Source organism: Streptomyces asoensis (assembly GCF_013085465.1).
GTDB lineage: Bacteria > Actinomycetota > Actinomycetes > Streptomycetales > Streptomycetaceae > Streptomyces > Streptomyces cacaoi_A.
In genome coordinates, this window is the sequence record NZ_CP049838.1 from 2,720,422 (window position 1) to 2,733,203 (window position 12,782).

General features: G+C 70.9%; 12 protein-coding genes. 7 read left to right on the plus strand and 5 right to left on the minus strand.

Features of this window, described 5'->3' with window-relative positions; all coding sequences use genetic code 11:
- Window positions 1-223 precede the first annotated feature (223 nt).
- From G9272_RS12170 to G9272_RS12190, 5 genes are all read left to right on the plus strand, one after another.
- Entirely contained in the window at window positions 224-910 is a 687-nt protein-coding gene (locus tag G9272_RS12170; protein WP_171396590.1) for a maleylpyruvate isomerase family mycothiol-dependent enzyme, read from the plus strand.
- Window positions 911-919: 9 nt separating this feature from the next.
- Entirely contained in the window at window positions 920-1,576 is a 657-nt protein-coding gene (locus G9272_RS12175; RefSeq protein ID WP_171396591.1) for an MBL fold metallo-hydrolase, read from the plus strand.
- Window positions 1,577-1,873: 297 nt separating this feature from the next.
- Entirely contained in the window at window positions 1,874-2,758 is an 885-nt protein-coding gene (locus G9272_RS12180) for an ABC transporter substrate-binding protein (protein ID WP_171396592.1), read from the plus strand.
- Complete coding sequence (locus G9272_RS12185; protein WP_171396593.1) at window positions 2,755-3,714, plus strand: amino acid ABC transporter permease; 960 nt, start codon at window positions 2,755-2,757, stop codon at window positions 3,712-3,714. Before G9272_RS12180 ends, G9272_RS12185 begins: the two co-directional genes overlap by 4 nt.
- Before the next feature lie 65 nt (window positions 3,715-3,779).
- On the plus strand, window positions 3,780-4,508 hold the full coding sequence (locus G9272_RS12190) for an amino acid ABC transporter ATP-binding protein (protein WP_301272171.1): 729 nt from the start codon (window positions 3,780-3,782) through the stop codon (window positions 4,506-4,508).
- A gap of 37 nt (window positions 4,509-4,545) precedes the next feature.
- Here the strand turns inward: G9272_RS12190 and aroQ are convergent, their stop codons facing one another.
- The gene (gene aroQ, locus G9272_RS12195; RefSeq protein ID WP_171396594.1) at window positions 4,546-5,019 is read right to left on the minus strand and encodes a type II 3-dehydroquinate dehydratase; all 474 of its coding nucleotides are present in this window, start codon (window positions 5,017-5,019) and stop codon (window positions 4,546-4,548) included.
- Between the two features lie 98 nt (window positions 5,020-5,117).
- On the opposite strand from aroQ, the gene G9272_RS12200 reads away from it, so the two are divergent.
- Both G9272_RS12200 and G9272_RS12205 read left to right on the plus strand, forming a co-directional pair.
- A complete protein-coding gene (locus G9272_RS12200; protein WP_171396595.1) occupies window positions 5,118-6,164 on the plus strand; it encodes a S66 family peptidase in 1,047 nt (348 codons plus the stop codon).
- Between the two features lie 104 nt (window positions 6,165-6,268).
- Entirely contained in the window at window positions 6,269-7,540 is a 1,272-nt protein-coding gene (locus tag G9272_RS12205) for an MFS transporter (RefSeq protein ID WP_171396596.1), read from the plus strand.
- Here G9272_RS12205 and G9272_RS12210 read toward each other — a convergent pair.
- From G9272_RS12210 to G9272_RS12225, 4 genes are all read right to left on the minus strand, one after another.
- A complete protein-coding gene (locus G9272_RS12210; protein WP_171396597.1) occupies window positions 7,530-8,630 on the minus strand; it encodes a calcium:proton antiporter in 1,101 nt (366 codons plus the stop codon). The genes G9272_RS12205 and G9272_RS12210 overlap by 11 nt on opposite strands.
- Window positions 8,631-8,795: 165 nt before the next feature.
- On the minus strand, window positions 8,796-9,797 hold the full coding sequence (locus G9272_RS12215) for a TerC family protein (RefSeq protein ID WP_171396598.1): 1,002 nt from the start codon (window positions 9,795-9,797) through the stop codon (window positions 8,796-8,798).
- A 225-nt stretch (window positions 9,798-10,022) separates the two neighbouring features.
- Window positions 10,023-12,035, minus strand: coding sequence for a TerD family protein (locus G9272_RS12220; protein ID WP_171396599.1), 2,013 nt, complete (start codon window positions 12,033-12,035; stop codon window positions 10,023-10,025).
- Window positions 12,036-12,090: 55 nt separating this feature from the next.
- A complete protein-coding gene (locus G9272_RS12225) occupies window positions 12,091-12,669 on the minus strand; it encodes a TerD family protein (RefSeq protein ID WP_057599421.1) in 579 nt (192 codons plus the stop codon).
- Window positions 12,670-12,782: the final 113 nt, after the last annotated feature.

A 12,782-nucleotide genomic window follows, 5' to 3' on the forward strand; every position in this document is an offset into this window, starting at 1 on the left:
GCCGGTCCGCACCTTTCTTGAGAGAAGTGACAGGGGCGGGGCCCCCGTCTTTCTCAGACTAGGGCGAGCCACTGACAACGCCGGTCGGGATTCACCGGTTCACAACAATCCCCGGCCTTCCAGCATGCCCGACGCCGCCAACGACCATATAGCACGCGCATTCGATTTGCGGGCTCGGTCGACCACCTTCACCCGAAGGGGTGGCAAGGCTAGGGTCAGCACCATGATTGATCACGCTCATGACCTGGAGTCTGTACGTGACGCGACCGAGCGGCTCCTCACCGCAGTCGCCAAACTGGACAACGCGTCGGCGGCCGAGCCGTCACGCCTGCCCGGCTGGAGCCGCGGACATGTCCTGGCTCACATCGCCCGCAACGCGGACGCCCTCGTGAACGTCCTCGAGGGCCGACCCATGTACGCCGACGCACACGTCCGCGACGCCGACATCGAGCGGGACGCCCCGCGCCCCCTGGACGTCCAGCTCACGGACGTACGGGAGAGCGCGGCCCGCTTCCAGGCGACGGGAGCCGCACCCGCGGACTGGTCGCGCACGGTGGAGCTGCGCAACGGCGTCGTCGACGCGGCGGCCCGCGTGCCGTTCCGGCGGTGGGTGGAGGTGGAGCTGCACGCCGTGGACCTCGGCATCGGCTACGAGCTGGAGGACCTCCCGGAGGAGTTCACCGCGCGGGAGATCGAGTTCCTCGCGGAGCGGTTCACCGGGCGTGCCGACGTGCCGCCGACGCGCCTCACGGACGGCACCCGCGCGTGGCACACGGGCCGCGCGGCCGACCGCCCCGAGGTGACCGTCACCGGCACCCCGGCGGACCTCCTGGGCTGGCTCGCCGGGCGTCGCGACGGTTCCGGACTGACGGCGGACGGCGGGCCGCTGCCGGCCCTTCCGCCGCTATAGGCTGCCGCCATGACGTACAGCGGAGAGGTGACGGTCGGCGGACCGGCGGACGTGCACGAGCTCAAGGACCTGATGATCACCAAGATCGCGGTCGGCCCGATGAACAACAACGCCTATCTGCTGCGCTGCCGGGCCACGGACGAGCAGTTGTTGATCGACGCGGCCAACGACGCGCACGCCCTGCTCGGCACGATCGGTGACGACGGCATCACGTCCGTCGTCACCACCCATCAGCACGGCGACCACTGGCAGGCGCTCGCCGAGGTCGTGGCGGCCACACGCGCGCGTACCTACGCCGGCCGGGAGGACGCCGAGGGCATCCCCGTGGCGACCGACGTCCCGGTCGACGACGGTGACGTCATCCGGGTGGGGAACGTGGAGCTCACCGCGCGCCATCTGGTGGGGCACACGCCCGGCTCGATCGCCCTGGTCTACGACGACCCGCACGGCCACCCCCACGTGTTCACCGGCGACTGCCTCTTCCCCGGCGGCGTGGGCAACACCCGTAAGGACCCGGAGGCGTTCGCCAGTCTGATCCGCGATGTCGAGACGAAGATCTTCGACGTGCTGCCGGACGAGACCTGGGTCTATCCGGGCCACGGCAACGACACCACGCTGGGCGCGGAGCGGCCGCACCTTCCGGAGTGGCACGCGCGCGGGTGGTGAGTTCTCACGGCACGGGGCGCGCGTTGCCGAACGCGCGCCCCGTGTGAATCGCGCGCACGCGCCGGTCCCTCGCACGCGCTCCCCGCAGTCGTGGTTGCGCGGTCAACTGATAGCGGTTCCGCGCGGGATGACGGCTCCGGCGCGGATCGGGCCGCCGGTCTACGATCCCCGCCCTCGGCCGGCGGCCCAGGCGGGTCCGCCGAGCCTGTTCACGAGAACGCAACACCAGTTCCCAGTATGCGGACAAGTCATGGTGTGACCTCGACAAACAGGGGTTTGCGCTGCCACTCTCCCGCCATGCACCTCGCCCCTCGTGTACTGCGCCGCGCCGTCGCCGGCGCCACCGTGGCCCTCCTCGCGACCGCCGTCGGCTGTGCCCCGCAGCCGGAGGACAAGGCGGCTTCGACGCCGTCCGGTTCGAGCGCGAACACCTGCGCCAAGGGCAAACTGGCCACCGAGGCCTCCGGCAAGCTGACGATCGCGACCGACGAGCCCGCGTACGAGCCGTGGTTCAAGGACGACAAGCCTGCCAACGGCGAGGGCTTCGAGTCGGCGGTGGCGTACGCCGTGGCGGAGCAGCTCGGCTACGACAAGAGCGCCGTGGTCTGGCAGAGCGTGCCGTTCAACAAGGCCTTCGCACCGGGCGAGAAGACCTTCGACTTCGACATCAACCAGGTGTCGATCAGCGACGAGCGCAAGAAGGCCGTGGACTTCTCGTCCGGCTACTACGACGTGCGCCAGGCCGTCATCGCCCTGAAGGGCACGAAGGCCGCCAAGGCGACGAGCATCGCGGACCTCAAGGGCCTCAAGCTGGGCGCCCAGGTCGGCACGACCAGCCTCGACTACATCGACGACGTGGTGAAGCCGACCGCGGCCGCGGCCGTCTACGCCAAGAACGACCAGGCCAAGTCCGCGCTGAAGAACGGCCAGGTCGACGCCATCGTCACCGACCTGCCGACCGCCTTCTACATCACGGCCGCCGAGGTCACGGACGCCGAGATCGTCGGCCAGTTCGAGAACCGGGGCGGCGCTCCCGAGCAGTTCGGGCTCGTGCTCGACAAGGGCAGCGCGCTCACCTCCTGCGTGACCGGCGCCGTGGACGCGCTCCGCGAGAACGGCACCCTGGCGAAGATCGAGCAGCAGTGGCTCTCCGACGCCGTCGACGCGCCGGTGCTCAAGTGACGGTCACCAAGGACGAGTCCGGCCGGGAAGGCGCGGACGACGAGGACAACGTAGACAACGCGGACGGCGAGGACGACATGTCCGGGGGCGACAAGGGCGCCCCCGACGACGGCTACGTCCCCTCACAGCGGCGGCTGGAGCGCGAGCGCTACAAGCGCACGCGTGCCCGCCGCGCCACCGCGATCGCCGCGCTGTCGACCCTGGTCACGGGTGCCGTCCTCTACCTGGTCGTCGTCGGCGCGCCCGGCTGGCCGCGCACCAAGGAGACCTTCTTCGACGGGCAGTACGCGCGCGAGGCGTTCCCCAAGGTCCTCGAAGGACTCTGGCTGAACGTCAGACTGCTGCTGATCTGCGGCGTCGCCGTGCTCGTCCTCGGCATGCTCATCGCCGTGGCCCGCACCCTGCGCGGGCCCGTGTTCTTCCCGCTGCGGGTGCTGGCGGCGGCGTACACGGACTTCTTCCGCGGGCTGCCGCTGATCATCAACCTGATGATCGTGGTGCTGGGCGTCCCGGCACTGCGGCTCCAGGGCGTGACCGTCGACCCCGTACTGCTGGGCGGCACGGCACTGACACTGACGTACTCGGCGTACGTCGCCGAGGTGTTCCGCGCGGGCATCGAGTCCGTGCACCCCTCCCAGCGCGCCGCGGCCCGCTCGCTGGGCCTGAACAACCGGCAGGCGCTGCGTTTCGTGGTGCTCCCCCAGGCCGTGCGCCGCCAGGTGCCGCCGCTGCTGAACGACCTGGTGTCGCTCCAGAAGGACACCGGTCTCGTCTCGATCGGCGGCGCGATCGACGCCGTCCGCGCGGCGGACATCATCGTGGGCCGCAGCCTGAACTACACGCCGTACATCGTCGCCGGACTGGTCTTCGTGGCCCTGACCATCCCGATGACCCGCTTCACGGACTGGGTGACGGCCCGGATGGACCGTCAGCGGGCCCAGGGAGGAACGACATGAGCGACGATCCGGCGCTGCGGACTCCGGCACCACCGACTCCGGCACCACCGACTCCGGTGCTGCGGATGGAGTCCGTCCGCAAGACCTTCGGCGGGTCCGTCGTCCTGCGGGACGTCGACCTGGAGGTCGCCCCGCACACGGTGACGGCGCTGATCGGCGCCTCCGGCTCCGGCAAGTCCACGCTGCTGCGCTGCGCCAACCTGCTGGAGGACATCGACGACGGCGCGATCTGGCTGGACGACGAGGAGATCACCGATCCGCGCGTCGACCAGGACGCGGTACGGCGCCGGATCGGCGTGGTCTTCCAGGCGTACAACCTGTTCCCGCACATGACGGTGCTGGAGAACATCACGCTCGCCCCGCGCCGGGTCCACGGCGTCGCCCGCGCACAGGCCGAGAAACACGCCAGGGAGCTCCTGGAGCGGCTCGGGCTGGCCGGTAAGGCCGGCGAGTATCCCGACCGGCTCAGCGGCGGCCAGCAGCAGCGTGTCGCGATCGTGCGCGCGCTGGCCGTGCGTCCCCGGCTGCTGCTGCTCGACGAGATCACGGCGGCCCTCGACCCGGAGCTGGTGGGCGAGGTCCTGAACGTCGTGCGCGATCTGAAGGCCGACGGCATGACCATGGTGCTCGCCACCCATGAGATGGGCTTCGCGCGCGAGGTCGCCGACCAGGTCTGTTTTCTGGACGGAGGCGTCGTGCTGGAACGGGGCACCGCCGAGCAGCTCTTCGGTGACCCGCAGCAGGAGCGCACACAGCGCTTCCTGCGGCGGATCGTGGAGGCGGGCCGCCTCTGAGGGGCGCGGTAAGGGGCTCCGGCCTGGAGAGCGACGCTTACGCGTCCGCCTTGCCCGACCCCGCCAGCGCGGCGACGCGCTCCACGCCGAACACGTATCCCTGGACCCCGCAGCCCGCGATGACGCCGTCGGCGCGCAGCGAGACGTACGAGTGGTGCCGGAAGGACTCGCGCTGGTGGATGTTGGAGATGTGGACCTCCAGCACCGGCAGGCCGTCACAGGTGTTGAGGGCGTCCAGGATCGCGACCGACGTGTGCGAGTAGGCGCCCGGGTTGATCACGATGCCGCAGTGGTTCAGCCGCGCCTCGTGGATCCAGTCGACCAGTTGCCCCTCGTGGTTGGACTGCCGGAAGTCCACGGTGCCGCCGTGCGCGGCCGCCGCCTTGACGCACAGCGCCTCGACGTCGGCGAGCGTGTCGGAACCGTAGATCTCCGGCTGACGCTGGCCCAGGAGGTTCAGGTTGGGGCCGTTCAGGATCATGATCGGGGCGTTGGCCAGGCTGCGGGGCACGGTTCCTCCGGTCCGTTCGTGGGCGGCCCGTCGGAGGCCGCCGCTCGGACCGGTTTATCACGGTGAAACCGCAGGGCAGCAGCCCGTACCCTCCCGGCATGACGACGCCCTCGTATCCCCCGAAGCCCGCGCCCGGCGACCGCATAGCCGTCATCTCGCCCTCCGCGGGCCTGCCCGGACTCTTCCCGCGCCCCTACGAACTGGGCCTGGAGCGGCTGCGCGAGGAGTTCGGTCTGGAGCCCGTCGAGTACCCGACGACACGCAGGATGGGGGCGACGCCGCAGGAGCGCGCCGACGACATCCACGCCGCGTTCGCCGACCCGGGCGTACGGGCGGTCATCGCGTCGATCGGCGGCGAGGACCAGATCACCGTACTGCCGCTGCTGGACCGGGAGTTGCTGCGCGCCGACCCGAAGCCGTTCTTCGGGTGGAGCGACAACACCAACCTGCTGGCGTTCCTGTACAACTCCGGTGTCGTCGGCTACCACGGCGCGAGCGTGATGTGCGAACTGGGACGCCCCGGAGCCATGCACCCGCTGACCGCCGACTCGCTGCGCGCCGCGCTGTTCACCTCGGGCCCCTACGAGCTGCGGCCCGCCGAGCGGTGGAACGACGTCAGCGGCGACTGGGCCGACCCGGCGACCTTCGCGGCGGAGCCCGGCAGCCGGCCCGGCGCCGGCTGGAGCTGGGTCAACGCCGACCGCGTGGTGGAGGGCCGCAGTTGGGGCGGCAACCTGGAGATCCTCTCCTGGCTGCTGATGGCCGACCGCGAGATCGCCCGCGACCCTGCGGCGTACGACGGCGGGGTGCTGCTCCTGGAGACGTCGGAGGAACTGCCGAGCGCCACGGAGGTCTTCCGGATCCTGCGCAACATGGGCGAGCGCGGTCTGCTGCGGCGCTTCCCCGCACTGCTGATGGCCCGGGCCAAGAGCTGGTCCTTCGAGCGCCCCAACGGCCCGGAGGAGGCCGCCCGTTACGCGGCCGAGCAGCGCGCGGCGGTGGAGCGCGCACTGCGGGCGTACGCGCCCGACACCCTGGCCGTCTTCGACGTGGACTTCGGCCACACCGACCCGCAACTCGTCGTCCCCTACGGCGGCACGATCCGCGTCGACGGTCCCGCACGGCGTATCACCGTGACCTACTGAGCCCCCCTCGCGGCGGTCCGCGCCCCCGCACGCCCCCGTAACCCGCCATCACTGTGGGTAGTTGACGCGGCATGCACGACGTACACACCGTGAAGGCGCCCTCCATGCCGCGGCTCGCAGCCGCCTCGCTCGCCGGGACGGCCATCGAGTTCTACGACTTCTTCGTCTACGGGACCGCGGCCGCGCTGGTTCTGGGGCCGCTGTTCTTCCCGACGTTCTCGCCGCTGGCCGGGACACTGGCCGCGTTCGCGACGTTCGGCGTGGGGTTCGTGGCGCGGCCGCTGGGCTCGGTGCTGTTCGGGCACATCGGGGACCGGCGCGGGCGCCGGCCGGTCCTGGTCGTCTCCCTGCTGCTGACCGGTGCCTCGACGGTCGCGGTCGGCTGCGTGCCGACGTACGACACGATCGGGGTGGCCGCTCCCCTGCTGCTGCTCGTCCTGCGTTTCCTCCAGGGGCTGGGGCTCGGCGGGGAATGGGGCGGCGCGGTGCTGCTGACCGCGGAACACGCGCCCGCCGAGCGGCGCGGGCTGTGGTCGAGCTTCCCGCAGGTCGGGCCCGCGGTGGGCTTCGTGCTCGCCAACGGGGTGGTGCTGGTCCTGTCGGTGACGCTGACGGAGGCGCAGTTCGCGCAGTGGGGGTGGCGGGTGCCCTTCTGGGCGGCCGGGGCGCTGGCCGTGCTCGGGCTGTGGCTCCGGTCGTCGCTGCCCGAGAGCCCCCGGTTCCTGGAGATCGACGACCACGCGCGTGTGCCGCTCGCCGAGGTCGTACGCGACCACTGGCGGCTCGTCCTGCTGACCGCCGGCGCGCTCGCCGCCGGGTACGCGATCTTCTACGCCGTGACGACCTGGTCCCTTGCGTACGCGACGGAACGGCTCGGGGTCAGCCGTACGGTCATGCTGGTCTGCATCATGGCCGCCGTGGTGGTGAAGGGTTCGCTGACTCCCGTGATGGCGATGCTCGGCGACCGCTTCGGCCGCCGACCGTTGTGCCTCGTGGGCTGCGCGGCGGCCGCACTGTGGATGTTCCCGCTGGTCGCGCTGCTCTCGACAGGCGAGCCGCTGCCGATGTTCCTCGGCTTTCTGGGGGCACTGCTCGCCTTCGTCACGATGTTCGCGGTGATCTCGGCGTATCTGCCGGAGCTCTACGCGCCGCGTGTGCGCTGTACCGGTGCGGCGGTCGGCTACAACCTGGGCGGAGTCCTCGGGGGCGCGCTCACGCCGATCGTGGCGACCGCCCTCGCCGAGCGCTCGGGGCGTGTCCCGTGGGGTGTGGGCGCCTATCTGACCGGGATCGCGCTGCTCAGCCTGGGCTGCTTCGCGCTGCTGCCGGAGACCCGGCCGGTACGGGTGGCCGCCGTGCGGCCGGCTACGGATTGATCGCCAGCTCCAGGTAGGCCGCGAACAGCACGAGGTGGACGCCGCCCTGCAACGGCGTGGCCCGTCCCGGGACCACCGTCAGCGAGCTGACCACGACGGTCAGCGCGAGCAGCACCATATGGGTGGGGCCGAGGCCGAGGACGAGCGGCCCGGAGAGCCAGATGGAGGCCAGGGCGACCGCGGGGATGGTGAGACCGATGCTGGCCATCGCGGAGCCGAGCGCGAGGTTGAGGCTGGTCTGCACCCGGTCGCGGCGGGCGGAGCGCAGCGCGGCGATCGTCTCGGGGAGCAGCACGAGCAGCGCGATGATCACACCGACCACCGCCTGGGGCAGTCCGGCGGCCTCCACTCCGGACTCGATCGTGGGCGAGACGCCCTTGGCGAGGCCCACCACACCGATCAGGGCCAGGCCGAGCAGCCCGAGGCTGATCCAGGCGGTCCGGGACGTGGGGGCGCCGGCGTGGTCGTCTGCGGTGATCACGTCTCCCTGCCGGGTGACCGGCAGGAAGTAGTCGCGGTGCCGGATGGTCTGGGTCGCCACGAACAGGCCGTACAGAATCAGTGAGGACAGTGCGGCGAAGGTGAGCTGGACGGAGGAGAACTCCGGGCCCGGTTTGCTGGTGGTGAAGGTCGGCAGGACCAGACTGAGCGTGGCCAGGGTCGCGACGGTCGCCAGTGCCGCGCCGGTGCCCTCCGGGTTGAAGATCGCCGTGCCGTGGCGCAGCGAGGCGACCAGGAGGCACAGGCCGACGATGCCGTTGCAGGTGATCATCACGGCCGCGAAGACCGTGTCCCTGGCCAGGGTCGAGCTCTTGTCCCCGCCGTCCGCCATCAGCGTGACGATCAGGGCGACCTCGATGATCGTCACGGCGACCGCGAGGACGAGGGATCCGAAGGGTTCACCGACCCGGTGGGCGACGACCTCCGCGTGGTGCACGGCGGCCAGGACCGCTCCGGCGAGGACCAGCGTCACCACGGCGACGACCGCGCCGGGCAGGTCGCGTCCCCAGGTCAGGGCCAGCAGGACGACCGCGAGCGCCGGCACGAGCGCTGTCCACCGGGTCGTGACCGACCTGAGCCGAGCGATCATGCAGCGATCGTCGCAGAGCCGTAGGGGCTCCGCATTCCGGCCCGTCCGGCCCGGAACACGCGCCCCTGGGTGGAAACGCGCAGCTCCCGACGAAGCACCGGGAGCGGTGCTCGGCAATTCACCGCGCACCGCTCCCGGGGGTGGTTGTTCCTACGTCCTCCGTGGTCAGGCCTCGATGCTGTCCTTCGGAGCGCCTTCGCTCTCCGTCCGCGCCGCCTCGGCCGCCGCCTGCTTCCTCGAAGCCCGCAGGCTGGTGATCGTGGTGACGATCAGGACGGAGCAGATGACGCCGAGCGAGACCGGGATGCTGATCTCGGGGACGTGGACCCCGGACTCGTGCAGGGCGTGCAGCACCAGCTTCACGCCGATGAAGCCGAGGATGACCGACAGGCCGTAGCTGAGGTGGACCAGCTTCCTCAGCAGGCCACCGATGAGGAAGTAGAGCTGTCGCAGCCCCATCAGGGCGAACGCGTTGGCGGTGAAGACGATGTACGGATCCTGCGTCAGGCCGAAGATCGCGGGGATCGAGTCGAGCGCGAAGAGCACGTCGGTGGTGCCGATCGCGAGCATCACGACCAGCATCGGGGTCATGACCCGCTTGCCGTTCTGCTCGATCCACAGCTTCGTGCCGTGATAGCGGTCGGCGACGCCGAACCGCTTCTCCACGGCCTTGAGCAGCTTGTTCTCCTCGAACTCCTCGTCCTCCTCGTCGGCACGGGCCTCCTGGATGAGCTTCCAGGCGGTCCAGATCAGGAAGGCGCCGAAGAGGTAGAACACCCACGCGAAGCTGGCGAGGATCGCGGCGCCCGCGGCGATGAAGATCGCCCGCAGGACCAGGGCTATGAGGACACCGACGAGCAGGACCCGCTGCTGGTACTGCGACGGGACCGAGAACTTCGCCATGATCAGGACGAAGACGAAGAGGTTGTCGACACTGAGCGACTTCTCGGTGATGAAGCCCGCGAAGAACTCGCCGGCCGGCTCACCGCCGCTGAACACGAGCAGCCCGACTCCGAAGAGCCCGGCCAGCGCGATCCAGACGACGGTCCAGATCCCCGCTTCCTTGATCGACACGTCGTGCGGCTTGCGGCCGATGAAGAAGTCGACCGCGATGAGGGCGGCAAGGCCCACGATGGTGAGGCCCCATAGGGCCAGGGAAACATTCACTGCGCCTCCGACAGTACGTAACGGCAGGTAATCAGCGTCGTCGCGCTGCCGGAGGTCTCTTCCACCCGGAATGGGCCGACGCCCCGGGATCAGGCCTGATCCGTATTGACGGGTACGCCGCAGCAGGGAGTACTCCCCTCCGTGAGGAAAACAGTACCCCAACCACCAAGAAAAGGTAAAGCGCTTGGCAAAAGAAAGACCAAGTCCGCTGGTCAGAAGCCTTTACTAGTACTTGGCGCGAGCCGCCGCGACCTGAGCGAGGACCTGCTGGAGCACCTGGCTGCCGGGCGGCACGAGACTCGGTTCATACGTCCACGCATGCCCCACCCAGGGGTCGGCGAGGTGGTCCTCGGGCACGGGCGTCAGCCGCAGCAGCGCACGCCACAGCGGGTCCAGCAACGGACCGTAACTGTCGGCATCCTCCCGGTCGGCGACCATCATCAGGTGGACGCCGACGCCGGGCCCCTCGTCCGCGAGGTAACGCAGCTGGGTCACGGCACGGTCGTCGAAGCCGTGCGGGAAGTCATTGACGACCAGGAGCTGCTGGGCCGTGTCGAAGCCGGGCGGCAGCGAGTCGGCCATGCCACCACGCACCGCCATCTGCACCAGGTCGACCCGCTCCGTGAGCCCGCCCAGGACCGCCGCGACACCTGCCGCACCGACCGCGGGCGGGGCCGCGAGCACGCCGCTCCGCACCAGCGGCGCGAGTTCCCGGGCGCCCGAGCCGGCCGGATCGACGACGTGCACGGTGAACTCGTCCGCCGGATGCACCGCCAGCAGCCGGGCCGTGTGCGCCACGGCCGACTCCATGGCGAGGCGGCGCAGTTCGTGGGAGTCGGCGAACGACCCGTCGGACAAGCCCGACCGCCCGCTGTCGATCCACAGACCGCGTTCGAGCGGGAGCCTGACCAGCATCGGGATGCGCAGCGGGTCGCTCTCGGGAAGGTGGAGGTCGCCCAGCCGCACGGCCATGGGCATCTCCATGGGGACGCGGTAGGCGTGCCAGACGGGGTTGTCCCAGCGCGCGTACGCCGCGGGCAGCGCCGGCTCGACCACGTCGGCCTCGGCGCCGAGCTGGACGAGATCCCGGTCCAGGGCCTCCCGGGCCTGGTCGACGAGCTGGATGTGCTTGGCCTGGGCCGCCTCGCGGGCGGCGTCGCCCTGGCCGCCCATCCTGCTGCGCGGGTCGGACAGGACCTGGTCCAGCTCCTTCTCCATCCGCGTATCGGCGAAGTCGACGGCGCTGCGGTACGCGGCCGTGCTGCGGGCCAGGTCCTCGAACATGCCCCAGACCTGGTTGTAGAGCCGCTCCTCCATGGACCAGCCGGTCGCGTCACCCGCGACGGGCCGGGCGGGCCGGCCGGGCTGGGCCGGAGGCGCGGTGGGCGGAGGCGGGGGCGGAGCGGCGTTCTGCCGACGCGGGTGGCTGTAGTCGATCGAGCCACCGGTGGTGGGTGTCGTCGGCGTCGGCTGGGTGGCGTCGGGATCCGTCGGTGTGGTGCCCGCCGGGTAGCCCGTACCCGAGGGACCCTGAGGGTTCTGGGTCGCCCCGTACGGACCGGCGGCGCCCTGGGTGCCCTGCGCGCCGTACGGCGAGCCGCTCTGGTCCGGGCCGAGGGCGGACGCGGCCGCCTGCCGGGAGCGGTCGCCGTCGGCCGTACGCGGCGGCGCCTGCACCGAGCGGGCCAGGCCCTGGACCACGGCTTCGTTGATGCCGGCCGCGAGTCGGTGCGCCTGCGACAGACCCTGGTCGGTGAGGAGTTCGGCGAGGCCGCCCGCGTAGCCCTGGCCGACGGCGCGCACCTTCCAGGCGCCCTGACGCCGGTACAGCTCCAGCGCGACGACCGCCGACTCCGCCTCCAGGCCGGTGATGGTGTAGGTGGCGACCTCGGTGCCGTCGAGGCCGGTGACCGCGATGAAGGGGGCCGCGACCGAGCCGAAGCTGACCGGCCCGCCGACGCCCGCGGGCAGGGCGAGCAGCACGCTGACCCGGTGCACGGCCGCCGACACGGCGTCCAGGTCCACCGCGAGACGGTGGTCGGCGGCCGCCTGCCGGGAGACCTCCAGGCCGGGCAGTGTGGGTACGCCGGGGTGGGCCACCCACTCGACGCCGGGGACCTTGCCGCTCTCGTCACCGAGTGTGGCAACCGCCATGACCGGCCGGCCGGCCGAGACCCGGATCTCGAGGCGGACCTGGGAGAGCGGGTGGTTCTGCCCCCGCACCAGCTCGGCCGTCATCGCCTGTCGTCCCCCTGCGTCGCGTGTGGTGTTGTCTTGGGTGCCGCTCTCCGCCCTAGAGCGCGGGCAGGATCGCGGGCATCAGGTCCTGGAAGGTACGGCCGTTGGCCGGCGCGCCGAGGGCCGTCATGTTCCAGCCGCCGCCCACCCGGTGCACCTTCGCCATGATCTGGGCCGTGTAGGCGCCGCCGCCCGCCAGCGTGTAGCGCGCGAGCTCCTGGCCGTTGGTCTCGTCGACCAGACGGCAGAAGGCGTTCTGCACTTCCTGGAACGTCTGGCCGGTGAAGGAGTTCACCGTGAAGATGATCTGGTCGATGTGGACCGGCACGCGCGCGAGGTCGACGAGGATCGCCTCGTCGTCGCCGCCCTGACCGACACCGCCGACGAGGTTGTCACCGGTGTGACGGACCGAGCCGTCGTCACTCACCAGGTGGCGGAAGAAGACGACGTCGACCGGCTGCTTGTCGGCGAAGAGAACGGCGGAGGCGTCGAGGTCGATCTCCCGGGTCCGGGAGCCGAACAGGCCACGCCGCGGGGCCGCCTGCCAGCCGAGACCCATGCGCACCGCGGTCAGGCTGCCCCCGTCGTTCTTCTGAAGACTGATGGCCTGACCCTTGGTCATGTTGACGGTCACGCGCTGATTCCCCTCTCGAGCTGTCCCCTGTTGCCGCGAGCCCGCGGTTGACGGAAACCCTACGCAAAGGCACTGACACTGCCGTACCCAGGCCCGCACTTTGTGTCGGTCTT

Bases quoted from the DNA above. Each gene is read 5' to 3' on its own strand.
- G9272_RS12170 (WP_171396590.1), top strand. From the start codon at position 224: ATGATTGATCACGCTCATGACCTGGAGTCTGTACGTGACGCGACCGAG.
- G9272_RS12175 (WP_171396591.1), top strand. From the start codon at position 920: ATGACGTACAGCGGAGAGGTGACGGTCGGCGGACCGGCGGACGTGCAC.
- G9272_RS12180 (WP_171396592.1), top strand. From the start codon at position 1,874: ATGCACCTCGCCCCTCGTGTACTGCGCCGCGCCGTCGCCGGCGCCACC.
- G9272_RS12190 (WP_301272171.1), top strand. From the start codon at position 3,780: ATGGAGTCCGTCCGCAAGACCTTCGGCGGGTCCGTCGTCCTGCGGGAC.
- G9272_RS12200 (WP_171396595.1), top strand. From the start codon at position 5,118: ATGACGACGCCCTCGTATCCCCCGAAGCCCGCGCCCGGCGACCGCATA.
- G9272_RS12205 (WP_171396596.1), top strand. From the start codon at position 6,269: ATGCCGCGGCTCGCAGCCGCCTCGCTCGCCGGGACGGCCATCGAGTTC.
- G9272_RS12210 (WP_171396597.1), bottom strand. From the start codon at position 8,630: ATGATCGCTCGGCTCAGGTCGGTCACGACCCGGTGGACAGCGCTCGTG.
- G9272_RS12220 (WP_171396599.1), bottom strand. From the start codon at position 12,035: ATGACGGCCGAGCTGGTGCGGGGGCAGAACCACCCGCTCTCCCAGGTC.